The 26,080-nt window shown below is 39.3% G+C and carries 18 protein-coding genes; 9 read left to right on the plus strand and 9 right to left on the minus strand.

Features of this window, described 5'->3' with window-relative positions:
• Positions 1 to 234 precede the first annotated feature (234 nt).
• Both C4F49_RS09715 and nagA read right to left on the minus strand, forming a co-directional pair.
• The gene (locus C4F49_RS09715) at positions 235 to 1,887 is read right to left on the minus strand and encodes a glycoside hydrolase family 10-like protein (RefSeq protein WP_231388262.1); all 1,653 of its coding nucleotides are present in this window, start codon (positions 1,885 to 1,887) and stop codon (positions 235 to 237) included.
• A 78-nt stretch (positions 1,888 to 1,965) separates the two neighbouring features.
• Positions 1,966 to 3,090: an N-acetylglucosamine-6-phosphate deacetylase gene (gene nagA / locus C4F49_RS09720; RefSeq protein ID WP_196935660.1), complete on the minus strand. Its 1,125-nt coding sequence runs from the start codon at positions 3,088 to 3,090 to the stop codon at positions 1,966 to 1,968.
• A gap of 189 nt (positions 3,091 to 3,279) precedes the next feature.
• Between nagA and C4F49_RS09725 the strand changes: the two genes are divergently transcribed.
• Both C4F49_RS09725 and C4F49_RS09730 read left to right on the plus strand, forming a co-directional pair.
• Positions 3,280 to 3,669 (plus strand): RidA family protein, encoded by a 390-nt coding sequence (locus C4F49_RS09725; RefSeq protein WP_196935661.1) that lies wholly within the window; start codon positions 3,280 to 3,282, stop codon positions 3,667 to 3,669.
• Positions 3,669 to 4,589, plus strand: a complete 921-nt coding sequence (locus C4F49_RS09730) for an EamA family transporter (RefSeq protein ID WP_196935662.1) — start codon at positions 3,669 to 3,671, stop codon at positions 4,587 to 4,589. The genes C4F49_RS09725 and C4F49_RS09730 overlap by 1 nt, the downstream gene beginning before the upstream one ends.
• A 19-nt stretch (positions 4,590 to 4,608) precedes the next feature.
• Here C4F49_RS09730 and C4F49_RS09735 read toward each other — a convergent pair whose 3' ends face one another.
• On the minus strand, positions 4,609 to 5,760 hold the full coding sequence (locus tag C4F49_RS09735) for a dipeptidase (RefSeq protein ID WP_196935663.1): 1,152 nt from the start codon (positions 5,758 to 5,760) through the stop codon (positions 4,609 to 4,611).
• On the minus strand, positions 5,761 to 7,494 hold the full coding sequence (locus C4F49_RS09740) for a serine hydrolase domain-containing protein (protein WP_196935664.1): 1,734 nt from the start codon (positions 7,492 to 7,494) through the stop codon (positions 5,761 to 5,763). It lies immediately after the preceding gene.
• A gap of 73 nt (positions 7,495 to 7,567) precedes the next feature.
• On the opposite strand from C4F49_RS09740, the gene xseA reads away from it, so the two are divergent.
• The 5 genes from xseA (at position 7,568) to C4F49_RS09765 (ending at position 14,260) form a co-directional block, all read left to right on the plus strand.
• The gene (xseA, locus tag C4F49_RS09745; RefSeq protein WP_196935665.1) at positions 7,568 to 8,824 is read left to right on the plus strand and encodes an exodeoxyribonuclease VII large subunit; all 1,257 of its coding nucleotides are present in this window, start codon (positions 7,568 to 7,570) and stop codon (positions 8,822 to 8,824) included.
• Between the two features lie 3 nt (positions 8,825 to 8,827).
• On the plus strand, positions 8,828 to 9,070 hold the full coding sequence (gene xseB, locus C4F49_RS09750; protein ID WP_196935666.1) for an exodeoxyribonuclease VII small subunit: 243 nt from the start codon (positions 8,828 to 8,830) through the stop codon (positions 9,068 to 9,070).
• Positions 9,071 to 9,269: 199 nt separating this feature from the next.
• Entirely contained in the window at positions 9,270 to 12,071 is a 2,802-nt protein-coding gene (uvrA, locus tag C4F49_RS09755; protein ID WP_196935667.1) for an excinuclease ABC subunit UvrA, read from the plus strand.
• A gap of 42 nt (positions 12,072 to 12,113) precedes the next feature.
• A complete protein-coding gene (gene pafA / locus C4F49_RS09760) occupies positions 12,114 to 13,754 on the plus strand; it encodes an alkaline phosphatase PafA (protein ID WP_196935668.1) in 1,641 nt (546 codons plus the stop codon).
• Between the two features lie 62 nt (positions 13,755 to 13,816).
• The gene (locus C4F49_RS09765; RefSeq protein ID WP_196935669.1) at positions 13,817 to 14,260 is read left to right on the plus strand and encodes an RrF2 family transcriptional regulator; all 444 of its coding nucleotides are present in this window, start codon (positions 13,817 to 13,819) and stop codon (positions 14,258 to 14,260) included.
• 61 nt (positions 14,261 to 14,321) lie between these two features.
• Here the strand turns inward: C4F49_RS09765 and gloA2 are convergent, their stop codons facing one another.
• The 3 genes from gloA2 to C4F49_RS09780 are packed head-to-tail and all read right to left on the minus strand — an operon-like array spanning position 14,322 to position 16,893.
• On the minus strand, positions 14,322 to 14,708 hold the full coding sequence (gene gloA2 / locus C4F49_RS09770; protein ID WP_196935670.1) for an SMU1112c/YaeR family gloxylase I-like metalloprotein: 387 nt from the start codon (positions 14,706 to 14,708) through the stop codon (positions 14,322 to 14,324).
• Position 14,709: 1 nt separating this feature from the next.
• Positions 14,710 to 16,011, minus strand: coding sequence for a UDP-N-acetylmuramoyl-tripeptide--D-alanyl-D-alanine ligase (locus tag C4F49_RS09775; protein WP_196935671.1), 1,302 nt, complete (start codon positions 16,009 to 16,011; stop codon positions 14,710 to 14,712).
• A 57-nt stretch (positions 16,012 to 16,068) separates the two neighbouring features.
• Positions 16,069 to 16,893, minus strand: a complete 825-nt coding sequence (locus C4F49_RS09780) for an NHL repeat-containing protein (RefSeq protein ID WP_196935672.1) — start codon at positions 16,891 to 16,893, stop codon at positions 16,069 to 16,071.
• Between the two features lie 149 nt (positions 16,894 to 17,042).
• On the opposite strand from C4F49_RS09780, the gene uxaC reads away from it, so the two are divergent.
• Both uxaC and C4F49_RS09790 read left to right on the plus strand, forming a co-directional pair.
• Positions 17,043 to 18,455 (plus strand): glucuronate isomerase, encoded by a 1,413-nt coding sequence (gene uxaC / locus C4F49_RS09785; protein WP_196935673.1) that lies wholly within the window; start codon positions 17,043 to 17,045, stop codon positions 18,453 to 18,455.
• Positions 18,456 to 19,058: 603 nt separating this feature from the next.
• Positions 19,059 to 21,704, plus strand: a complete 2,646-nt coding sequence (locus tag C4F49_RS09790; RefSeq protein ID WP_231388264.1) for a glycoside hydrolase family 78 protein — start codon at positions 19,059 to 19,061, stop codon at positions 21,702 to 21,704.
• A gap of 83 nt (positions 21,705 to 21,787) precedes the next feature.
• On the opposite strand, the gene C4F49_RS09795 is transcribed toward C4F49_RS09790, so the two are convergent.
• On the minus strand, positions 21,788 to 24,208 hold the full coding sequence (locus C4F49_RS09795) for an outer membrane beta-barrel family protein (RefSeq protein WP_196935675.1): 2,421 nt from the start codon (positions 24,206 to 24,208) through the stop codon (positions 21,788 to 21,790).
• 122 nt (positions 24,209 to 24,330) lie between these two features.
• A complete protein-coding gene (locus C4F49_RS09800; protein ID WP_231388265.1) occupies positions 24,331 to 26,073 on the minus strand; it encodes a PspC domain-containing protein in 1,743 nt (580 codons plus the stop codon).
• Positions 26,074 to 26,080 lie beyond the last annotated feature (7 nt).

A 26,080-nucleotide genomic window follows, 5' to 3' on the forward strand; every position in this document is an offset into this window, starting at 1 on the left:
TATTAAAAAACAACACAAAACCGCTATTTAAATTAATTTAAATAAAACATATTTAATTAATCCTACCAAACTTGTATATATTTTTAAGAAATAGAAAAAATTCAGACCAACAAAACGCAATAATACCGTAAAAACTAACTAAAAAAAACACAACATTACTATACATTAAATAGTGTTGCAAACAAAAGGGTTGCTCAAAAGCAACCCCTTAATATTATTAATAATCGACGAACCTTAATCCACCTTTTTCGCTATATAATTACTCTCGTTGCTTAATCGGTCAATAGCTTTTACCGCAACAAAACTAAGCTTCTGTCCGTTCTTTGATTTGGCAAATTCTTTAGCCGTTATATCTGCATCTAGGATTTCATATTCCCAAATATCTCCATACTTCGCGTAGACAACCCAGTGCTTTACTTGTTCGGGCTGTTTATGTTGCCATTTAGCGAAAATGCTATTCTTTTCAGGGGTTAGCAATAAAGTTGGCTCTAACAATGGATTCGCGCTTAGCCAAGGCGACCTTGGAATCAGTGCTTTTGTAAAATAAGGGCCTTCAGCGACCGAACGCAATAATTGAGGATTCTTTGTTAGTCCCGCAATGCTCCAATGGATGGCACCCGGACTATTCGGAGTTAATTTTCTTGTTAATTCAATTTGATTGATGATTTCTTTTGCTCTGTCTGGGGAGCGAATTTCTACGGTATTAAGCCCAGGCCACAGGTGGCGCTTAAATGTGTTTTCTGATTCCCACCATTTCAGCAAGGCGCTAAAGCTTTGTTTTGCAGGATAATCAGGCCAATACAATTGTGGCGCAAAATAATCGATCCAGCCCTTATTTAGCCAAAGTTTTGCATCTGCATACAATTCATCGTACTGAGAAGAACCCGATACTCCGGCTGGATAGCCTGGCTTCCAAATCCCAAATGGGCTCAATCCAAATTTCACGAAATTCTTTTCCGCTTTAATTTCTTTGTAGACACGCTCTATGAATTTATTTACATGATCTCTGCGCCAATCGCCTCTCGACAAAGTCCCGCCTTGAGATTTATACAGATTCCATGACTCGTTATCTGGAAAATCTCCACCTCCATTATAGGATGCATATGGATAAAAATAATCGTCAAAATGAACTCCGTCAATATCATATCGCTTCACAATATCCAATACAACTTTCGAAGCATGGTCTTGCGTATTTTTGTTTGCAGGATCAAACCAATACATTCCATTTTTCAAGCGGACAACCATATCAGGAGCCTGCTTCACCATGGATTGGCTTGTAACAGCGCCACCGCTGCTGTGGTGCGCGCGATAAGGATTCAGCCAAACATGCAATTCAAGACCCCTTTTATGCGCTTCTTCAACCCAAAACTCCAAAGGGTCATAATATGGCGAAGGCTTTTTGCCGATTTCTCCAGTCAGGAAATAGGACCAAGGTTCAAATTCACTATTATATAAGGCATCTGCCGAAGGACGGACTTGAAAAACAACAGCATTGAAATTATTGTTTTTCAACAAGTCCAACAAGGCGATTGCCTCTTGTTTTTGCTGGTCAACCGACAAATTGTTTTTCGAAGGCCAGTTGATATTTGCCACTGTAGCAATCCAAGCAGCCCTGAATTCGCGAGGTACATTGGGCAAATCTACCTGAATCGGCTTTTCTGCAACAACCACAGGCTCTTTAACAGCAGCCGTCTGTTGCGCAGGCCTATTTGTACGAACCACCGTGTCGAGTTTTTGCCTCGCCGGCGGAGGTAAATTCGACGGGTTTGCTTGGGTGTTCACCAAGACTTTATTGTTTTTATTTTCTTTTTTAGATTTACAGCTGACAACCGAAACCATGATCAACAAGCTAAAAATAGCCAACAGTTTTGAATAGTGTTTAATCATAAGAGGCAAATCTACACTTTTCGCGAGAGAGTTAAGAATCTTGCATTTGTAAATATGATAATACAGAATCTATGGCTGTTAAATCGTAACAGCACTCACAGACTTTCCGCGAAAAATGACTTGATTTACTTCAAAACCTTGATCAAAAACCAACACATTGGCTATTGCGCCAGCATTCAGATTTCCTAAATCTGACCGGCCAATTAAATTCGCGGGATAGAGCGTTGCCATGCGGATGGCTTCATCTAATGGAATATCAACTTGGTTAACACAATTTTTTATAGCCTGAAGCATACTCAATGATGATCCGGATAATGTTCCGTCAGGCAATTCATAATGATCTTGGTTAAACACATGTTTGTAAATTCCTTTTTCACATGCGCCAACGGCGTCTGTTATTAGAAACAATCGCTCGCCCATTAGCTTTTTGCTTAACGCAACGGTTTCGTAATCCACATGAACACCATCTACAATGATTGATGCAGAAAGATTTTTATCCAATAAGATTTCGCCGGGCAAACCCACATCACGGTGATGAAATGGACTCATCGCATTCCAAAGATGTGTTGCGGTTTTTATGCCCCGCTCATAAAATTTTGCGGTTTGTTTTGCAGTAGCTGCGCTATGGCCAGCACTTAAAAGAATATTTCGCGCAAGAAGATTTTTTATTGCTTCATCAGAAACAAGCTCAGGAGCAATCGTCATCATTTTCACACTATTTTCTGCAGTTGATAGCAAATCAGAAATCGCTTCATCAGTTGCTTCAATAATCAATTCTTCCGGATGCGCTCCTCTTTTTTTGCTGTTTAAGAAAGGTCCTTCAAAATGCAATCCCAAAGCAACTTCAGGTTTTGCCGCGTTGAAAACGCGGCCCGCATCTTTAAATATCTCCAGCGTATTGGTAGCCAAGGTCAGGTAAAAAGAAGTACATCCTTGCTTTAAAAGATCTTCTTCAATCGAACGAATGGACTCTGCTGTCAGTTCTGATGAAAAAAGTACATTTCCAGTCCCGTAGATCTGAAGGTCGATAAGTCCAGGACAAACATTCGATCCATGAACATCTTCAACTATATAATCTGCAGGAATATCATTTTCTGAAACTATTCCAACGATGTTTTCTCCATCGATTAACAAAGCACTTTTTTCAAATAGTTTATATCCCGAAAAAATCTTCCCATTGGTCAAGGCTCTTTTAGTTTTCATATTGAAATTATCTTTGAAATGTTTGTGATTGCAAGTTATGCATTGTAATTTAGCTAAATGAATAATCAGGAAAATAATAAGATTTCAAAATCGTCACGCTTCAATAAACGGGCAATGATTATTATGAACATTATTGCCTTCAGCTTATTCATTTTAGCACTTATCTATAAATTTATTATTTTAAAATAAATGTCAACCAAAATCCTATTGAATACAGAAAAAGCTCCTGCAGCAATTGGTCCTTACAATCAGGCAATTCGAGCGGGAAATACACTTTATGTATCCGGACAAATTCCTTTGATTCCAGAAACGATGGAACTCATTGATTCTGGAATAGCAGATGAAACGCATCAAGTACTCAAAAATGTGCAAGCTATTCTGGATAACGCAGGTTATTCGTTTGAAGATGTCGTTAAAGCTTCTATTTTTTTAAGCGACATGGGTGATTTCGCTGTTGTAAATGAAATTTATGCACAGTATTTCACCAAGAACCAGCCCGCTAGAGAATGTGTTGCTGTCAAGACATTGCCAAAGAACGTAAACGTAGAAATTTCAGTCATAGCCTGGAAAGCGGAATAGTGGAGAAAGATATTCAACACACTAAAAGCCGCAGAAATTATTTTCTTGCGGCTTTTTTAGCACCCTTTATTTGGGGCTTTATGTCTATTCCCGTAAGGATTTTGAACGGATATCCGGCGGAAGACATTTTGTATTACCGCATCCTTTCGGCCGTTGTTCTGTTATGGCTATTTATCTTGATTTTCCGAAAGAAAAAACTGATTGCCGATTATCATCATTTCAACGAATTGACAAAATCCGAGAAAAAGAAAATTAGCTGGCTGACTTTGCTAGCCTCGATTTTGATTTTTGCGAATTGGTATACTTTTATTTATTCGATTAACAATGTCAGTATTCAATCGGCGGCTTTGGCTTATATGATCTGCCCATTGATTACAACTTTTGCAGCTTATTTTATATTGAAAGAGGGATTATCTCCGCTAAAAAAATTCGCGTTGTTTCTAGCTTTTTTTAGTTGTTGTTTATTGGCTACAGGCTCCTTTTTAGATATTGCCTGGGCAATTACCATCGCATCATCTTATGCATTTTACCTAATTATCCAACGGGTGCTGCAGGGTTTCGACAAATTAACTATTCTCGCGGTTCAACTGTTGATCTGTTCGGCTTTTGTGGTTCCTTTGTTGCTCATTAGCAATCATTCTTTGCCGACCGATCCTGTTTTTTGGGAGACAGTCGTAATTATTGCTGTCTTTTTCACAATCATCCCGCTATATTTTAGCATGTATGCGTTGATAAAAATCTCTTCGTCAACAACAGGCGTATTGTTGTACATCAACCCAATACTTGCCTTTCTCTTGGCGATATTTTATTTTAAAGAAAGCATTGAACCGTATAAATACATTGCCTATGGCATTTTATTGATTGCGATCATGCTTTTTAATTGGAAGATTTTGAAGAATGTTGTGTTTGGGAAGAAATAAATCTCAATTACAGATAAATTTAATTTTCATTTTCTCTCAGCAACCTTAAAAAATTCAAGCCCATAATTTTGGCAACATCTTGTTCTGAATAACCTTTCCCTAACAAAGCTTTTGTGAGGTTAGGGAATTTGGAAACATCTTCCAGTCCTTGAGGGGGCGATTCAATGCCATCAAAATCAGAACCAATAGCCACGTGGTCGATTCCGACCATCTTCACTAAATAATCGATGTGTTCCAGCACTTTTGACATAGGAGCGTTGGCTTGTGATTTCAGATTGGCAGGCAGGCTTTCATATTGTCGGGTAACTGAAAGCTTATAATCTCCTTTGTCTCCAAAATGCTGTTTGTAGAGCTTCTTCACGCGGGCATTATAACCTGAATCCAGAAATCCTGAATAAAAATTCACGCCCACCACGCCACCGTTTTTCTTTAATGCTAAAAGTTGTTCATCTTTTAAATTCCGATAATGTGGCGTTAGGGCATAAGCGTTGGAATGTGATACCAATACCGGTATGCTCGTAATTTTAAGAACATCATAAAACGTTTGCTCGCCAGCATGTGATAAATCAACCAGCATGCCCAGTTCATTCATTTTACGGATGATATTTCTGCCGTGCTCGGTCAAGCCCTTCCCTTGACTCGTTGTTGTTTTACTTTCAATTGCCGCCGCCGTTGCCCACGATAAATTGTAATTCCAAGTCAAGGTAAGATACAAAGCTCCTCTTTTGTATAGTGCTTCTAAGTTTTCGATCGAATTCTCAATCATGTTGCCACCCTCCACGCCGATCAGCGCAACGATTTTTCCAGTGCGTTGAATGGAATCAATCTGACGGCTGTTTTTTGCTAACGCAATCTGCTCAGGATATTTAGCAAGCATTTTCTCCAAAGCATCGATCTGTGCATTTGCATGTTTAAAAGCTTTGCCTTTGCCATATTTTTTGTCATCCGACCAAACGGCAAATACCTGAACGTCGACCCCTCCTTCTTTCAAACGGGGAAGGTCTGTATGTCCTGTTTTCAGGCGCTGCCCAATGTCCTTTCCTGAGAAAATGGTTTCATAAATCGCATCGTTATGCATATCCACAAGCGTAAGCTTTTGATGGATTGCTTTGTAATCCTGTGCTTGCGCCAATCCTAAACAGCAAAATGCCATCAACAGTATTTTCTTCATCTATTTAGCCTCATTAATGGTTTCATAAATCGCATCTTGTATGCGGCTGCGCACATTTAATTCGTACAGCTTAGTGCTAACTTGAGGATGCACTCGATTCGACAGAAAAATATAGGTTAGCTGGTGTTTTGGATCTATCCAGATGCACGTTCCGGTATAACCGGTATGCCCATAAACCGAACTGTTTGCTAATTTCGAAGGATATTCTTTCTTTGGATCTGGGTCTGCACGGTCAAATCCCAATCCTCGGCGACTGACTTTCGATTGGTTTGACGTAAACAAATCAATAGTCGCTGGATTGTAGAAGCGAACGCCTCCATAATCTCCTCGGTTGAGCAACAATTGTGCATAAATTGCCAAATCATTTGCCGTGCTAAATAAACCCGCATGTCCAGCAACTCCGCCTGCCATTGCTGCGCCTTGATCGTGAACATAGCCCTCCAACAAAACCTTTCTAAATGAAGTATCATTTTCCGTCGGCACAATTGCATCTTTTTCAAAACGATTCCGCGGATTGTAGCCTGCAGTTTTCATTCCGATAGGTGCATATAAAAAATCGGTCACATACTCATCCATTGGCTGGCTCGTTTCGTGCTCCGCAACTTCCTTCATCACATACATGCTGATGTCGCTGTAAATGTATTTTCCTGCGTTCTTTATCGAAGATTTAAGCATCGTCGGCCACATCACATCTTGGTAATAGTTATTTATCAGGTAGGAATTGTCAGCCACTTTTACCTGATGGCTTTCTGACGAAAATGTTTGCAAATCGCCTTTTTTTAAGTCTCTGTAAAATGGAATAAATGGCGTAAACCCAGCTTCATGCAACATCACGGTGCGCAATGGAATGTTTTCCTTATTCGTTCCCTTGGCTTGGTACAAATACCGGCCAATCGTGCTGTCCAAATTTACAATCTTCAACTCTTGCAAATGCATGATGACAGGAGTCGTCCCAGCAATTTTGCTGATGGATGCCAAATCAAAAATATCTGTCGTTTTCGTCTGTATTTTGTTTTCGTAGGTATGATATCCGTAGGATTTTTCAAAAATCACCTGACCGTTCTTCACTGCCATCACGACCAATCCCGGTACAGCATGTTCACGAATCGCTTCTTGCGCAATCGCATCGATTTTTTGAGTCATTTTTGCAATATCTAAACCTGAACGCTCTCCTTTTGTGTATTGAAGTCGGGTTTGCTCGGTTTTATTTTGACCTTCAGTGATTCCTAAACCTCCAAAAATTGACATCGCCATTTGTTCCTGATGTGCAGGGCTTGCATCGGCAACATCCAATAAGGTAATGTTTTGCTGGCGGAATGAATTATTCAGAGTCCCCGCGACTGTATTTTGCGGAGAGAATGTACAAAAAATAACATGCTTCCTGTTGACAATGGATTGTTGCACCATCGCCAGATAATCACCGCGCAAATCCTCGATAGTCCCCGCTACAATAATCGTGTTGTAATATTTTGTTTTCTCGTCATATTGATGAAAATCAAAACTGCTGACCTCGGCATAACGCTGAAGCATCGACACGAAAGGAGCATAATGAGCTGGAGAAGCTGTTACGACAGCAATTTTAAGTTCATCCAATCTTTTCAATGGAATTGATTGTGATGGATTTTTGCTTAACAGAACATGATTATCCACCGCTTGCTTATATTGCCCGAAAGCTGTTATCGAAATCAGGCTAAAAAATAAAACGAAAAATTTAGGAAGTGCTGTTTTTTTCATATGCATAAATGTAAAAATTAAAAGCTTAAAAGTCCCTGATTTTTTGGAAAGAATTAATCTGTATATTTGGCTTATGCCAGAAAAAATAGCAGATAAAACCATATTTACGTTATTGGAAGTGACTCGAAGCATTCAGAAGACGCTTGCGGACCGCTACCAAAGTTTGTATTGGATTAAAGCTGAAATGAATAAGCTGAATCATTATTCACATTCTGGACATGCTTATCCCGAATTGGTCGAGAAAAAAGATGGAAAAATTGTTTCTGAAATTAAATCCATTCTCTGGAAAACCGACTACGAACGCATCAATCGCCAGTTTTTAGAGATTCTTCAAGAACCTTTACGTGATGGCATTACCATTTTGTTTCAAGCTGGAATTTCCTACGACCCTTTGTATGGATTGAGCCTTAAAATTGTAGATATCGACCCGACTTTTGTATTGGGAGAATTGGAGAAGGAAAAGAAAGAAAGCATTCGACGTTTACATCAAGAAGGATTATTTAACCAAAATAAGACGCTTCCATTCCCATTAGTTCCGAAACGGTTGGCAATTATTTCGGTGGAAACAAGCAAAGGCTTATCGGACTTTTTTAAAATTATCAACCAAAACCCTTGGGGTTACCAATTCGAAACGACATTGTATCCAGCGCTTTTGCAGGGCGATAAATCGGTACCTTCGATTATCAAACAATTGGCCGTTATTGCCGAACGAACGGATGCCTATGACGCTTTGTTAATTGTTCGTGGTGGTGGCGGAGAAGTTGGTTTGTCGAGTTACAACAATTATTTATTGGCGCGAGCCATATCCATATTTCCAATCCCGGTTTTGACAGGAATTGGCCATTCGACGAATGAAACGGTAAGTGAGATGGTCGCTTACAAAAATGCAATTACGCCTTCTGAATTGGCGGATTTTTTAATTCAGAAATTTCATCAATTCGCCATTCCCGTCGACCAGGCGCAAGAAAGGCTGATTCAGTATTCGAATGAAAAATTTAAGAAGGAAAAGCTGGCCATCCAGCAATTGATTCAATCGCTGACTTGGAATAGCAAGACTGTATTTAATCGAGAGAAAAACCAAGTAAATAATGCGCAACAGCACCTGCAATTGTTTAGCCGTCAATTATTGAAGGAACGTTTTTCCGATTTGGCTCACACAAGCCGTTTGATTCAATTGGCAAATCCTTTGCAATTATTGAAGCGCGGATTCAGCATTACTCGCGTGAATGGAAAAGCTGTGATGGGAATTGAAGAGCTGACAGTCGGAGACGAGCTGGAAACCATTGTTGCCAATGGCAAAATAAAAAGTACTGTTACACAAAAATCATAAGAAATGGAGAACACGTTTACCTACGAAGATGCATTTAATGAACTGCAAACTATTGTTTCGTCCATTGAATCAGGAGAAATCAATGTGGATGAATTGTCGGACAAAATCAAAAGAGCTTCGGAACTGATTAGTCTTTGCAAAGCAAAACTTACTGCTTCGGAAGAAGAAGTTGACAAACTTCTTATTAAGCTAGAGAAAGAAGATACAATTCTGAACGCGGAAGAAGGTGGAGCGGAAGAAGAATAATTGCATTTTCAATCCATGAATAACTTACGTTTTTTAAATCCTCAAAGAAAATTCTTTTCCCCAAGAAATAGGACATCCCTTTGCTTTTCCTATACACTTCATCACGAGTAAAATAAATCTAATTTACAGGAAAACTAATTCTTGAATTTTTACTTTCTAAACAAAATGATGCAACAATAAATGCTTAATTTTGTAGGCTATGCAAAAAAATGCGAATCACAGTCCCAAATCACATATACAAATCAAAGGCGCACGCGTCAACAACCTCAAAAACATTGATGTTGATATCCCAAAGAACAATTTAGTTGTTATTACCGGCATGTCTGGGTCAGGAAAATCTTCTTTGGCTTTTGACACTTTATATGCCGAAGGACAGCGTCGCTATGTTGAAAGCTTGTCGTCTTACGCGCGCCAATTTATGGGCCGTATGAATAAGCCTGAAGTTGATTTTATCAAAGGAATTGCTCCTGCAATCGCAATCGAACAGAAAGTCATTACGAGCAATCCACGTTCGACCGTTGGTACTTCAACGGAGATTTATGATTATTTAAAATTGTTGTTTGCGCGTATCGGCAAAACGTATTCTCCCGTATCAGGAAAAGAAGTCACAAAAGATACGGTAACATCGGTTGTCGACGCCGTAAGCGCGCACGCAGACGACAGGACGGTCACGATATTGACTCATTTGATTCCGCTGAACAACCGGAAGCTGAAGGAAGAACTTTCCTTGCTTCTTCAAAAAGGATTTGTGCGTGTGCAATACAAAGACGCAATTCATAAAATTGAGTCTTTAATCGAAGACAAAGACGTTCCGAATAAAGCTTTCAAAGCTACAGATGTTCAGATTGTCATCGATAGAGTTCGATTAGACCATGAGGAAGATACCATCAATCGCTTAGCGGATTCTGTACAAACTGCCTTTTTCGAAGGAAAGGGCGAATGTATTGTTGATATCGACGGCGAGAAGAAAACGTATTCCGATAAATTTGAGCTGGATGGCATCGTCTTCGAAGAGCCGACGCCCAATTTCTTTAGTTTTAACAATCCATATGGCGCATGCCGACGTTGCGAAGGCTACGGAAAAGTGATTGGAATCGACCCTGACTTGGTCTTTCCTGACAAAGGAAAATCCATTTACGATGGAGCCATCGCTCCATGGAGAGGTGAAAAAATGGGCACTTATTTGGACAAATTAGTTCGGGTTGCGCTAAAATTTGATTTCCCTATTCACCGTGCCTACGCGGATTTGACAGCGGAACAAAAAGAAGTTTTGTGGACAGGTAATAAATATTTCGATGGATTAAATTCGTTTTTCGACGAATTAGAATCACAGACTTATAAAATTCAATACCGCGTGATGCTTTCCCGCTACCGCGGAAAAACGGATTGCCCTGACTGTAAAGGGTCAAGATTGCGTCAAGACGCTTCGTATGTTAAAATAAATAACAAATCAATAATTGATATTGTCTTGTTGCCGATTGATAAAGCATTGGTTTTCTTCCAAAATCTGAATCTTGCGGACAATGAATTGCTAATTGCAAAACGATTGCTGGCAGAAATCACCAACCGCATCCAGTTCTTATGCGATGTGGGTTTAAGCTATTTAACCTTAAACCGCTTGAGCAACACGCTTTCGGGTGGTGAATCCCAACGCATTAACTTGGCTACATCGCTAGGAAGTTCATTGGTCGGTTCGATTTACGTATTGGATGAGCCGAGCATCGGTCTGCATCCTCGTGATATACAGCGACTAATCTCGGTTCTGCAATCTTTGCGCGACCTAGGAAATACGGTGATTGTTGTGGAGCATGAGCAGGAAATGATGGAAGCTTCAGATTATTTGATTGACATTGGTCCAGAAGCAGGAATCAATGGCGGAGAATTGGTTTTCGCCGGGAATTACGATGAGATTATAAAAGATAAGAACAGTTTGACCGGAAATTATCTGAGCGGAAAATTAAAGATTCCAGTTCCGGCAAGCCGAAGAAAATGGACGGACGCCATAAAAATTAAAGGTGCCCGTGAAAATAATTTGCAGGGAATTGATGTTGATTTTCCGTTGCATGTATTTACAGTTGTTTCTGGAGTTTCAGGCTCAGGGAAAACATCTTTGGTAAAACGCATTCTTTATCCGGCATTGCAAAAAGCAATCGGGAATTATTCTGGAGAACAATCTGGCCAATTTGATGGAATTGAAGGCGATATAACTGGTGTAGAACAAGTAGAGATGGTTGACCAAAATCCAATCGGTCGCTCTTCTCGCTCAAATCCGGTGACTTATGTCAAAGCTTGGGACGAGGTTCGCGCTTTGTATTCCAATCTTCCAGCAGCAAAAGCAAACGGATTGAAACCTGCAGCATTTTCGTTCAACGTGGAAGGTGGTCGCTGCGATGTTTGTCAAGGCGATGGCGAGGTGAAAATCGAGATGCAGTTTATGGCTGACATTATTCTGCCTTGCGAAGCATGTGGCGGAAAACGATTTAAGCAACATGTTTTGGATGTGGTTTATAAAGAAAAAAATGTCGCTGATATTTTGGATTTAAGTGTGGACGAAGCCATCATTTTCTTTGCTGACCAAGCCAAAATCATAGCCAAATTACAGCCATTGCAAGATGTGGGATTAGGTTATGTCAAATTAGGACAATCATCCAGCACTTTGTCGGGCGGTGAGGCGCAGCGCATCAAATTAGCTTCATTTTTGATAAAAGGAAATAATGCAAAGAAAACGCTATTCATTTTTGATGAACCTACAACTGGCCTTCATTTCCATGACATTCAAAAACTATTGAAATCATTCGATGCGCTAATTGCATTGGGAAATAGCATTTTGGTTATCGAACATAATATGGACATGATTAAGTCGGCGGATTGGGTTATTGATATTGGTCCAGAAGGTGGAGAAAAAGGTGGAAAACTTGTTTTTGCAGGCACACCAGAAGATTTGACAAAGTGTAATGAATCCTTTACCGGAAAATTTTTGAAGAGCCATTTAAAAAGTTGAGTTTTGTCCAACACAAAGAATCGATAGTTTAACAGCACAACCATGACGAAAAAATTAGGAATACTTTTTAGCAGTCTGCTTTTAATATCCAGCGTAACGTTCGCACAGAAAGATAAGCCAAAGCTTGTCGTAGGATTAATGGTTGACCAAATGCGCTGGGATTACTTGTACCGATTTGCAGACCGTTATTCTGACAATGGTTTCAAACGTTTGTTAAGAGAAGGTTTTTCATGTGAAAATACACTGATTGATTATGTTCCGACGTATACTGCCATAGGCCATAGTTCTGTTTATACAGGTTCTGTTCCGGCTATTCATGGAATTGCAGCCAATGATTGGATTGAACAGCAAACTGGCGTCGCGATGTATTGTACCGAAGATGATAGTGTCGAAGGTGTGGGAAGTTCTGAAAAAGAAGGGAAACAATCGCCTCGAAATTTATTGACATCAACGATTACCGACCAATTAAAATTAGCTAGTAATTTCCAATCGAAAGTCATTGGCATCGCCATAAAAGACCGAGGTGGAATTTTACCGGCAGGGCATTTTGCAGATGCGGCTTACTGGTTTGAAGCCAAATCGGGAGACTGGATTAGCAGTACATTTTACATGGAATCTTTGCCAAAATGGGTGGTCGATTTCAACAAGAAAAAATTAGCAGATAAATATTTAAAACAGGATTGGAACACTTTGTACCCAATCGAAACATACACGTCTAGCATAAGCGATGATAATGTGTATGAAGGAAAATGGGCTGGCGAAGAAACGCCTACATTGCCTCGCAAAACGTCATTATTGATGAAGGATGCGGGTTATGAATTAATCAAAACCACACCTCAGGGCAACACGCTAACCTTTGACCTTGCTAAAGAAGCTATCAAAAATGAGCATTTAGGAAATAACGAGACCAACAATACTGATTTCTTGTGCGTAAGCTTGTCGGCAACTGATTATGTTGGCCACCGGTATTCGCTAAGTGCCGTTGAAATGGAAGACATTTACTTGCGCTTGGATTTAGAACTTGCGGAATTTTTCAATTACCTGGATGAGACCGTTGGAAAAGGAAACTACACATTCTTTCTGACGGCAGACCATGGTGCTTCCTACAATTCCCGATACTTTATGGATCAAGGTGGAAACGGAGGATATTTTTATGCACGACAAATCCTTACGAATTTAAATGATTCGTTGAAAAATGAATTTGGACAAGAGAAATTGGTTCGCAGTCTAATGAATTATCAAGTTCATCTGGATTATACCAAGATTGAAGCGGCAAATTTAGACGAAGCCGCAATCAAAAAATCGATTATCAAACAATTGCGCCATGAAGATGGAGTTGCTTTTGTTGTTGATATGGAAGGCGGCGAAAACATGCTCGTTCCGCAACAATTGCGCGAAAAAATCATCAATGGCTACAATCGCAAACGGAGCGGAGCCATCCAAATCATTACCGAACCGCAATGGTATTCTGGAACGCCTCGCTCAACAGGAACAACGCACGGAACTTGGTCGCCTTATGATTCGCATATTCCGTTGGTTTTTATGGGCTGGGGAATCACGCCTGGAAAAACGAATAAGACCACGCACATCACCGATATTGCGCCAACTCTAGCGGCATTATTGCATATTACAGAACCAAATGGCAGCATTGGCACTCCAATCGTCGAAGTACTGACGCCCTAATTTTTTTTAACGTATAAAATTCTGTATTTTTGATATCTTACATTCAGAATTGAGTAAAAAATATGCTTTCTAAGAAAACAAAATACGCAATTAAAGCTTTGATGGTTCTAGGTAGAAACTACGGCAATGAACCCATGCAGATTGTCAAAATCGCAGAAGAAGAGCGTATTCCAAAGAAATTTTTGGAACAGATTTTACTGGAAATGCGAAATGCTGGGATTTTATATTCTAAAAAAGGTGCTGGCGGTGGCTACAGCTTGAATAAAGCGCCAGAAGATGTCTACCTTTCTCAGGTAATGCGCCTAATTGATGGGCCGATTGCGCTATTGCCTTGTGTGAGCCTTAACTTTTATCGTTCTTGTGAAGAATGTACTGAAGAACATGTTTGCGGTATCCGCGATACATTTATCGAAGTTCGAAATGCAATGTTGCAAATCCTAAATGACACAAGCGTCGCTCACTTAATTAATAAAGAGAAAGAATTAAACTTGGATGTTAGCGAGTAAGAAAGTAAAAATTCAAAAGTAAAAATTAAAAAAATCTATTTTTCCGAATCTATTTTGTTAGCTAATTGCTTTCGTAAAATTCAATCGGCAAACCATCCGGGTCTTGAATAAATGTAAATTTCTTTCCTGTAAATTCATCTGTCCGGATAATTTCGACAGAAACTCCTAATCCTTCCATTCGTTCTTTTTCTGCTTCTACATTTTCAACAACAAAAGCAAGATGTCTTAGTCCGCAACTTTCGGGTTGAGAGGGTCTCTTTGGTGGATTCGGAAATGAAAAGAGTTCAATAATATAGTGCCCGTTTAGACTTAAATCCAATTTGTACGAATCCCTTTGCTCCCGATAAACTTCTCTGATAATCGCTAATCCTAAGGTTTCTGTGTAGAACTTTTTCGAAACTTCATAATCTGAACAGATTATCGCAATATGATGAACGGCTTTTAACATGTTAGAGCGCTGTTATTAGTTTTTCGAATGCCATGCCACGCGAAGCTTTTAACAAAACAAAGGATGAAGAAATGGGATGCTTGCTTAAAGCTTCCAAAGCTTCATCTGTTGTTTGATAATATTCCGCATCGCCATCCCGATGCGCATAAAAATCCTTTCCAACAAAAATCAATCGGCTTGTGGGAATTGTTTTTGCTTGGGCAATGACAGTTTTATGTTCAGCAGGAGAATCATCGCCCAATTCGAACATATCGCCCAAAATAATGACTTTATTTTCCGCTTCGATCACAGCCATATTTTCCAAAGCAGCCTTCATGCTGCTGGCATTGGCATTGTAATAATCCTCTATCAAGGTGTTTTTAGCGGTTTGCGTTATTTGAGAACGGTTATTTTGAGGTGTATATTTCTCGATACCTAATCGAATCTGCTTGTCTGAAACATCGAAATGCAAGCCTACAGCCACTGCAGCCAAGATATTTTCTGTATTGTAAGAGCCAGTTAATTTTGTCTGCACCGTGTGCGGTTCCAGTTCCTTTTTCGAAAACCATTCCACAGCTAAAAATGGATTAGCCTTGATCAATTTTCCAAAGACTTCATTATCCTCCGAGAAGCCGTATTTGATCTGTTTTAGTGACGGATAAGCAGCGATCATTTCTACCAGATTGGAGTTGTCGTGCTGAATAAAGCAAATGCCTTGATGCGCCGCTAAAAAAGCATACAATTCTCCCTTTGTCTTTTTTACACCTTCAAAACTTCCAAAACCTTCCAGATGTGCTTTTCCAACATTGGTGATGAGTCCATGTGTTGGCTGCGCCAATTCAGACAGAAACTCGATTTCACCCTGATGATTGGCACCCATCTCAATAATCGCGATTTCAAATTCTTTGTTGATCGACAACAACGAAAGCGGAACGCCAATGTGGTTATTTAGATTTCCTTTTGTAGCAAAACAAGTGTATTTTTCAACCAACACCGCATGCAGCAATTCCTTTGTCGTGGTTTTTCCGTTTGTTCCTGTAATCCCAATAATTGGGATTGTAAGCTTCGAACGATGGTATTTTGCTAATTCCTGCAGCGTTTGCAACACATTCGAAACAAGAATTGTCCGTTCATCGATAAAGTAATCGGCCTCGTCGATAATCACATACCGTGCACCTAGGTCGAGCGCCTTTTCTGCAAAAGCATTTCCGTTAAAATGATCTCCTTTAAGCGCGAAAAAAAGACTGTCTTCTTCAATCTTACGAGTGTCCGTACTTATCTTCGGATAGTTAAGAAAATGTGCATAAAGCTGCTCCAGTTGCATAGCATAATGATTTGTACAAATGTACTAAAACAAAGAAAATTTATGTACGGATTTAAATTACTTTAATTGATAAGCAATAACACTGTTGTTGTTAAATGTCGGGATGTATAAAATTTTCTTTTCAGGATGATAACCCAAATCAGCGGTGTTCATTTGACCCTGCACATCCAACAATTTTTCTATGCTTCCATCTGCCTTTACATAGTAAACCAAACCCGGCCAGCAAGTGACCAGAAAATCACCATTCCCGACAGGCTCCAACCCATCTCCGCCTTGCTCGAAATCTTTTGCAATGACGACATGGTCCCTTTTATCATCAATCTTCCAAAGCTCTTTTCCAGCTAAAGCATATAAATAATGCTCTTCGAATTTTAAGCCATTCACACTAGGAACTTCATCCAAATACAATGACACCACATTTTTTTCCAGCTGGAAAATTTTATTCTCACGAGTATCGGAAACAAATACTTTCCCGAAATCATTCACAGTCACGTCATTCAAAAATGTAGAATTTGGGACAGGAATTTTGCGGATTACTTTTCCTAAGGTGACATTCACCACTACGATTTCATCAATGTCAGCGATGTATAGCAATTCATTGTGCAATGCAAGACCTTTTGGCGCATTCAAACCCGTTATCCAATCTGCAGACTTCAGAGAGCCATCCATATTTAAAATCGCAATACCGCCTTTTCCATCTTTTTCCATTCCATCGCCTTCAATCAGCGAAACATACAATTCCTGTTTGCCAGGAACATACAAAACCGATTCGGGAATTGGCAATGATTTATCCGAGACCCATAGCTCAGTTAACTGATGCTGTCCAAATAAAAAACTAGAGGAAAATAGAAACGTTGAAATTGTTAAAATAAAATTTTTCATATGCATTTGGTTTACCACACAAGATACAAAAAATGAGCTAATTTGCTAAAACGATTGCGTAGATAAATCCTTGAATCTTTGCCCGCTTCTTTTTTATTATTTCTATTTTTAGTAATTGATAAACCAAAAAAGATACTATTTTTAAAATTATGAAGAGTTTTTTAGACGACAATTTTCTTCTCCAAAATAAATTTGCTGAAGAATTGTATCACAACTATGCAAAGCATCAACCCATCTTAGATTATCACAACCATTTGATTCCACAGCAAGTTGCTGAAAACATCAATTTTGAAAATATTACCCAAGCTTGGTTATATGGCGACCACTATAAATGGCGCGCCCTTCGAGCGAATGGCGTTCCCGAGAAATACATCACAGGCGACGCAACGGACAAAGAAAAGTTTATAAAATGGGCAGAAACCGTTCCTTTTACGGTCAGAAATCCTTTGTACCATTGGACACATTTAGAACTTCAGCGCTATTTTGATATTCATGAATTGCTTACGGCAGAGTCAGCAGAACGCATTTACGAAGAAGCTTCTGCAAAATTACGGACACCCGAATTTTCAGTGCATGGATTGCTTAACCGAATGAATGTAGAGGTCATCTGCACGACGGATGACCCAACCGACGACTTGCGCTACCATCAAGAATTTGCTAAACAAGATGTAGGTTTTAAAATGTATCCTGCATTTCGTCCAGATAAGGCGATGAATTCTGATGATTTAGATAGTTTTAACGAGTACATCGATAAACTTGCGGCGGTGACTGATTTTACAATAGAAAGTATATCGGATTATTTATCAGCTTTAAAATCAAGACACGATTTTTTTGCTTTGAATGGCTGTAAAGTTTCCGACCACGGATTATCTTATGCCTATTCAGAAGATTTTACGGATGAAGAAATCCGTTTGATCTTTATTAAAATACGAGCAAAAAGATCTTTAACTGAAGAAGAAAATCTACAATTTAAATCAGCGATGCTGGTTTACCTGGCGGAATGGGATCATGAAAAAGGCTGGGTTCAGCAATACCATTTAGGGCCATTGCGCAATAACAACACGCGCATGTTTGAAAAACTGGGGCCAGATACGGGATGGGATTCCATCGGTGATTTTCCACAAGCTGCGCATCTGTCCAAATTTTTAAATCGCCTCGATACAAACAACCAATTAGCGAAAACCATTTTATATTCGATTAATTCTACGGATAACGAAACATTCGCTGCGATGACCGGAAATTTTAACGATGGAACTATTGCCGGGAAAATACAGTTTGGTTCAGCTTGGTGGTATCATGACCAAAAAATTGGAATGACCAATCAAATCAATACGCTTTCTAACTTGGGTCTGATTAGCAAATTTGTTGGTATGCTGACAGATTCCAGAAGTTTCTTGTCTTTCCCTCGCCATGAATATTTCAGGCGCTTGCTTTGCAATATCTTTGGAGAAGATATTCAGAACGGAGAATTGCCTGATGACCTGCCTTGGATAGGAAAAATCATCAGTGATATCTGTTATCACAATGCGAAAGAGTATTTTAATTTTTCTGGAAAAGAATGATTTAAGAGCGCCTAAGGCGCTTTTTTTGTGTCTTACTACCAGTTTGCACAATCATAAAAAAACCGCAAGGTAAGGGCTTACCTGCGGTTTTACTAAACTAAACATTGAAACAATCTTTATTCTGCAGCTGAAAATTTTCCAGCTCCATCCCTACGAATTATACCTTTACAATTACTTTCGGAAAATCAGGTTAAATAAAATCGAGTACTTGATCGATTAATGCATCTACTATTCTAAAGATGAAAGTAATCAAACGTACCATTTTTTTATAAAACTAAGTTAAAAATTTCAAAATCACTAAAATAAATTCATTCTATTTGCGAACTTCTAATTAATAGACGCTAGAATCATTCGAAATGTTGCATCCGAAATAAACTATTTTTTATTTTTTCATGCAGGACAGTACGGGTTGCTGTTTCACACTATTCTGCTTAGATTAAACCAATTTACTTGAAATCTTAAATCATGATTGACGGGCTTCTATCTATTGAAAAAGAGCCTGTTAACTATATCAATTAATAAAACTTTACTAAGCTTATGTACATTTCCACACCTGTAAAAACGTATTTATGTTTATTTTTAGGAATAATCTTTCTTGGAAACATGAATGCATCCGCTGCAAAACCTATTTTGTACGATCTCAAATGCGAACATCTCACAAATCCAATAGGAACAGATGTGCTTATCCCGCGTTTTAGCTGGAAAATAAATTCCAGCGACAATGGCGTCATGCAGACAGCGTACGAAATACGGGTAAGTTCGGAAATAGGAAAGTTGAAAAATGCAGATGTTTGGAAATCAGGAAAGGTAACAACGGATGCCTCGATCTTCGTTCCCTACAACGGAAATGCTTTGCAAGCTAAAAACCGATATTACTGGCAGGTGCGAGTTTGGGACAATAAAGGAAATGTATCCGATTGGAGCGAAGCACAGTTTTGGGAAATGGGACTACTCAAGCGTGAAAACTGGAAAGCAAAATGGATTCAGCAGGCCGAAGAAAAAACCGTACAATCAGCACCAAGTCCGCTTTTCAGAAAAACATTTGAAGTTGGGAAAACAATCAAGAAAGCGCGTCTGTACATCACTTCCCATGGGCTTTATGAAGCATATATCAATGGAGAACGTTTAGGAGATGCACATTTTACTCCGGGCTGGACCAGTTATCACAAGCGTTTGCAATATCAAATTTATGATGTTTCGGAGCAGGTAAAAAAAGGAAATAATGCGATTGGCGTTATGCTAGGCGATGGATGGTTTAGCGGAAATTTAATGGGAGGCCATCATTTTTACGGGAAAGATCTTGCCTTGCTGGCGCAATTGGAAATTACCTATACCGATGGCTCACAACTGATTGTTTCAACTGACGACACTTGGAAAAATACGACAAATGGGCCGATAAGGACTTCTGACCTATACAATGGCGAAACCTACGACGCGAACATGGAACTACATAATTGGGCTACGCCCGAATTCGCTGATGCGAATTGGAAACCTGCGCGCAGCAATGCATCTTTAGGGTTCGATCATTTAGTAACTTCACCCGCACCCCCTGTTTTAGCCCATGAGCGATTAAAACCAATTAAAATATTCACTACGCCCAAAGGAGAAAAAGTCATTGACTTCGGACAAAATCTAGTTGGATGGATTGATTTTAAAACGAGCGCAAAAGCAGGAGATTCATTGGTTTTTTATCATGCGGAAGTTCTTGACAAACAAGGAAATTTCTACACAAACAATTTGAGAAGTGCGAAACAAAGGTTGGTTTATAAATTCAAAGGCGACAAATCCGAAAGTTACCATCCTCATTTTTCATTTCAAGGTTTCCGTTACGTTAAAGTTGAAGGAGCAAAGGAAAATATTGACCTAACTAACATAGAGGCTGTCGTATTGCATACAGCGATGCCACAAACAGGACATTTCGAAACTTCGGATACGTTAATAAACCAATTGCAGCATAACATTTTATGGGGACAAAAAGGTAATTTTTTGGATGTTCCGACAGACTGTCCGCAGCGTGATGAGCGTTTGGGATGGACGGGCGATGCACAAGCGTTTTTCAATACGGCAGCTTTCAATATGGATGTGTCTGGATTTTTTGCGAAATGGATGGTTGATGTAAAACTAGATCAATTTGATAACGGAGCGATTCCGCATGTCGTGCCTTATTATTGGAGAGACAAACAAGGCGGATCTGCGGGATGGGCAGATGTTGCTACCATCATTCCATGGAATTTTTATCAATTGTATGGCGACAAGCGGATCTTAGAAGACCAGTATGAGTCCATGGCAAAATGGGTGAAGTTTATGGCTGACAATAGTACAAAGGATTTGTGGAATAAAGGATTTCATTTTGGCGATTGGCTATTTTACACGCCTGCGGATGATGTGGATGGGCGAGCTGCCGTGACAGACAAATATTTAATTGCGCAAGCATTTTTTGGACATTCTGTGCAACTGATGATCAATGCCGCTTCCATCTTAGGAAAAGATGCAGACGTGAAAAAGTACGAAGACCTTTTGCAAAAAGTAAAAACTGCTTTTGTGAATGAATATGTTACTGAATCTGGAAGATTAGTATCAGGAACACAAACAGCCTATGTTTTAGCTTTGCAATTCGATATGTTGCCCGAAGAATTACGTCCTCAAGCTGCACAACGTCTTGCAGACAACATCAACAGTTACCAACAACATCTGACAACAGGCTTTTTAGGCACTCCTTATTTATGTCATGTATTAAGCCGATTTGGCCATGAAGATTTAGCCTACGCCCTATTGATGCAAAAAACCTATCCATCTTGGCTTTATCCAGTTTCTAAAGGAGCGACGACTATTTGGGAACGTTGGGATGGCATAAAACAAGACGGTTCTTTTCAGAATGAACACATGAATTCATTTAATCATTATGCCTATGGTGCAATCGGAGAATGGATGTATCAGCAGATTGGCGGAATCCAGCCATCGGTCAACGCGCCAGGCTACAAAGAATTTATAATTGCACCTAAACCTGGGGGCGGACTAACATTTGCGAATACTGCGTTTGAAAGTGCTTATGGAAAAATTGTTTCCAACTGGAAAATAGATGCAGGCAAAATGACTCTAGAAGTTCATGTACCTTCAAATACAACAGCCAAAATTCAATTTCCCGAAGGCGCTACTGAAGTGAAAGATGCGACTGGAAACACTGTTTCCGAGACACAGCTTTCCGTAAATTCGGGCAAGTACAGTTACACTTTTAATTTAGCCCAATAGTGAATAACAAAACCTTATAAAAAAAAGAAACCGCGGGTAAGGGCTACCCACGGTTCTAACTAAACTAAACATTGAAACAATCTTTACAACGCTCTACTTTTTTCGTCGTTGTCTGTATTTTTCTTAGAAATATTTTGCTTCATATTTCCGAATTTGTACGTGAAGGTTAAACGGACCGTTTGTGCATCATTATATTGACTAATTTTGGTGCTGAAGTCCGCAAAATCTGTATGTAATCTTGTTCTATTTGTTTTAAACACATCTGTTACTGCCAATTTCAATGAACTGCGTTGATCTTTAAAATTATACGTAGTTCCTAAATCAACGTTCCATCTAGTCTCCAAAGTATAAATGTTGTATAGGAATGGACTTGTGTAACGCGCAACCAACTCTGCTGAAAGTGGTTTGGTAATTTTAAACGTATTCATCGAAGTACCTTGGAACATATACGTATCATTCTTTAATGGCGTACCCGCGATCACACCATCAAAATACATATACACCGCAGTTATGTTGTTATTCATCGACCAGAATTTTCCAATTCGTGCTGGTGCATTAATATTTAAAAAACCGTTGTGCACTTTACCTAAATTTTCGTTGGTCACCCAAGTAGTTTTCGCTACTGAATCTTGTCCCATACTTTCAACGATCGCGTCATAGGTATAATTGTATCCTGCCGTAATGTTGAACATTTTGAACAATGTATAATTCAACGCGTAGCTGTCTGTATATTGTGGCTGTAAATATGCGTTTCCTCGTTCCGAAGTGAATTTATCGATAAAATACTCGAATGGATTCAACTTACGGTAATTAGGACGTTGAATTTTCTTAGCGTAGCTTAATGAAAGTACATGATTTTCATTAAGATTATAACTCAATGATGCTGAAGGAAATAAATCAAAATATTCTCGAGCCACACGATTAGCTTGGGTAATTGAATTTCCATCTGACATGGTGTATTCTCCCCTCAATCCAGCTTTAATTCCCCATTTTCCAAAAGTTCCAGCATAATCCAAATAGGCCGCAGCTATTTCTTCCGTATAAACAAAATGGTTAGTCCTATCTACATCATTTACCCAACTATCTGATATGAAATTTTCAAAACTGATGTCATTATCGGATTTCACATTGCTGTATTTTAATCCAGTTTCTAACACTCCTTTTTTACCCAATTTCTGCGTATAATCTAATTTGGTTGCTATGATATCAATATTTACGGGCGTTCCACTGCGTTGCAATTCCGGAGCATACAATAAATCTGTGTAGGAAGCATCATATGTTTTATTCTCATAATCCGTATGTGCATTGTTTCTAAAAGCACCCCAATCAAAGTCAAACGTCAACTTTCTTCCGTTGGTATCGATTCTGAACTCATTGTTAAAGTTTGCCGAAAAACGGCTAAACCTCGCGTCTGTTATCGCCGAACTGTTTAATACAGAGTCAACTAAACCAATTTGTGGACCAATGTACGAAACACTTCCATTCTCACCATACTCGCCATTGGTATTCCCTGTAAATTGAATCGCCATCGTGTTGCGATCCGAAGTTTTTTGTTCTACACCAAAACGAAAATCATGGATTTTATTAGTTTCCGTAATGGAAGATGATTGGTCAAACGCGGTGTTCACACCATCATCCACGATATTTCGTTCTAAGTCAATCGCAAAGCGTTGTTTTAGCTGCGTATATCCGTAGTTACCAAAAACTGTCGTATTGCCTTTTCTATAATTTAAAGCAAGCGAAGAGTTTCCTCTCAAAAACAAACCTTGTCCAGCACTTGCAACGAAACTTCCATTGAATCCTTCCAATTTGTTTTTCTTCATGACAATGTTAATGGTTCCTGCGGTACCTTCTGCATCATCTTTTGCCGAACGAGTCGTCGAAACTTCGACACTTTTAATCTGGTTTCCGTCTGTACTTTTCAAAAAGTTGGTCAGCTGTTCGCCGGTCATGTACGTTTGGCGGCCATCAATAGTTACGTTGATACCCGATTGTCCCATCAGTTGCAAATTGTCGTCTTGGTCTGCACTAACACCTGGTGCTCTTTTTACAATTTCCAAGGCATTATTTCCTGCCGCAATGGATGAATTTTCCACATTCATCACGAGCTTTCCATTCTGTTGAGAAATTGTAGGAATCTGTCCTTGCACGACAACTTCACCGATTGCTCTGGTTTCTGTCGTCAAGATGATGTTTGGAACTTTTACTTGAACATCACCCACAGTGAAGATTTCTGAACGTCCCTTTGCCAATCCAATGCTAGAAGCTTCTACATAAAATTCTCCTTTCGGAGCTTTGACAAAAGTGTAAACTCCTTGTTCGTTTGTTACGGCTGTTTTGATAATGATTCCAGTTTTAGAAGTCATTAGGTATACAGATGCTCCGTTGATGGGTTGGTTGTCTCCGTTAAGAATTATACCAGCCACATCCGTATCCTGGGCACTAAATGCTGTTCCGATGAAAAGATTTAGCGAGATAAAAAGTAAAGCAATTATTCGTGCCATTGTTTTTGAGTTTTTACACCCCGTTTTTAAGTTGTTTGAATTTATTTGTTGTATTAGTAGCTCGTTTTTATTTTTTGTTACACACAATAATGACGTATTGCACTATTATTTCGTTGCGTCGATTATTCAGTTTCTTCACTATTCAACCTATCCTCAACCAACTTCTTTGCCGCTTCAGCTTCTTTCTTGGCCTTTTCGACTTCTTTCTCAGCCTTTTCCAATTCCTTTTCTGCTTCCTTCTTTGCTCTCTCTAATTCTTTTTCAGACAGATTTTCTCCTTTAAGCTGCATTTCACATTTTAATCCATTTTTGGTCATGACCCATTCTGTGGATTTGATGTTTTGATTTTCTTCAGCATAATAATTACGGCAGTCATAGAATGAGATGTCTCTTAATTTATTCTGAAGATTTTCAAGGATAACCACTTTTGCCCCTACAGGTAAATAAACTGTCGCATCGACGCGTTGGTCACGGTATAAATCATCTGACCCCAAAGAGAAGTGGCTGTTGAAAAATATTTTCTCCCCCTGTTGGACAGCTTGATAATTAATTTGAGCTGCTCTTTCTGAAGCTAGTTGATATGTTTTTCCTTTTGCAGAATAACTGTATTGAATATATGGTGCTGTTAATGAGTCGAGATTTTCGAACCTGACGCGAATGGTCGAATTCAATCCTGCATTTCCGCTTTCTCCATCAAAATTAAATTTGAATTTTTTGCTTCCAAATTCTGCATCCGACGCCTCAATAACACGTACATTTTTCTCGTCAAAGTAATAAACTGTTTGAGGTTCAATTTTCTTCTCGACCTTAATCGTACTTTCTTCTCTGAAATCCTGGTTCGCTATGATGATAAAATACAACATCACAATTAATGATACTAGCCAAGTAGAAAACATTATCAATGACACGTAATTATTCATCGGTTTCAGCTTAAATAAAACGCGAACCAACAATAAAAACAGTGCGATAAATGGCAATGTTGTTGCCAACCACCCAGCTACAAAAGCTATAAAAGCTTGTGAATTTGATAATGCCTCTAATGGAGGGAAAGGTTGTATATCAATCAGACCAGCCAATGACAAACTGACCATGCCCAAGAAAATAAACATTCCGACAATGGACAAGCCAATGAAGATGGTAAATAGAATGCCTACAAATTTGCCGAAAAACCCGAATATTCTACCCAGAACGTCTCCCACCGAACGTGCACCACGGCTAATGTGCTCGCCGGCTCCAGAAAAATTTTCGCGGAATCCGCTCATTTCCTCTTCAAAAGATTTTTTGAAATTTTGCAAATTCGGCGCTTCGCCGCGCATCGCCATACGGTCTGCGCGAGTTTGTGCCAACGGCATTACTACCCATAAAATCAGATACAATAAAACTCCGGAGCCTGCAAAAAGGAAAAATAGAATAAACATAATGCGAACCCATTTTGCTTCTATGCCAAAGTAATGGCCCAATCCGCTACATACGCCCCCCAAAGTTTTGTCATCTGGGTCGCGCATCAAACGTTTTCCGATGGAATTATTCACCTCGTAATCGGTATTGAAAGTCTGTCCAGAAGCAGATTCCGTAAATGTTTCTTCTTCGTCAGTTTCTCCACCCTCGAAATCACTCACTTTCCCCATTTGAGCGATAACTTGGTTGACGTCCTCTAGGTTGATGACTTCCTTGCGACCTGTATGTATGCGCTCAGAAAACATTTCTGCGATGCGATTTTCTATATCTTCTAATATCTCTTTGCTATCGCTCGAGTTGCCAAAATGTCTTTTGATATCAATCATATACGAGCGCAACGTGTCGTATGCGTCTTCCTCGATGTGGAATACGATACTGTTAATGTTGATGATTATAGTCTTGTTCATGATTTTG

The organism is Sphingobacterium hungaricum (assembly GCF_015210005.1).
Classification (GTDB): domain Bacteria; phylum Bacteroidota; class Bacteroidia; order Sphingobacteriales; family Sphingobacteriaceae; genus Sphingobacterium; species Sphingobacterium hungaricum.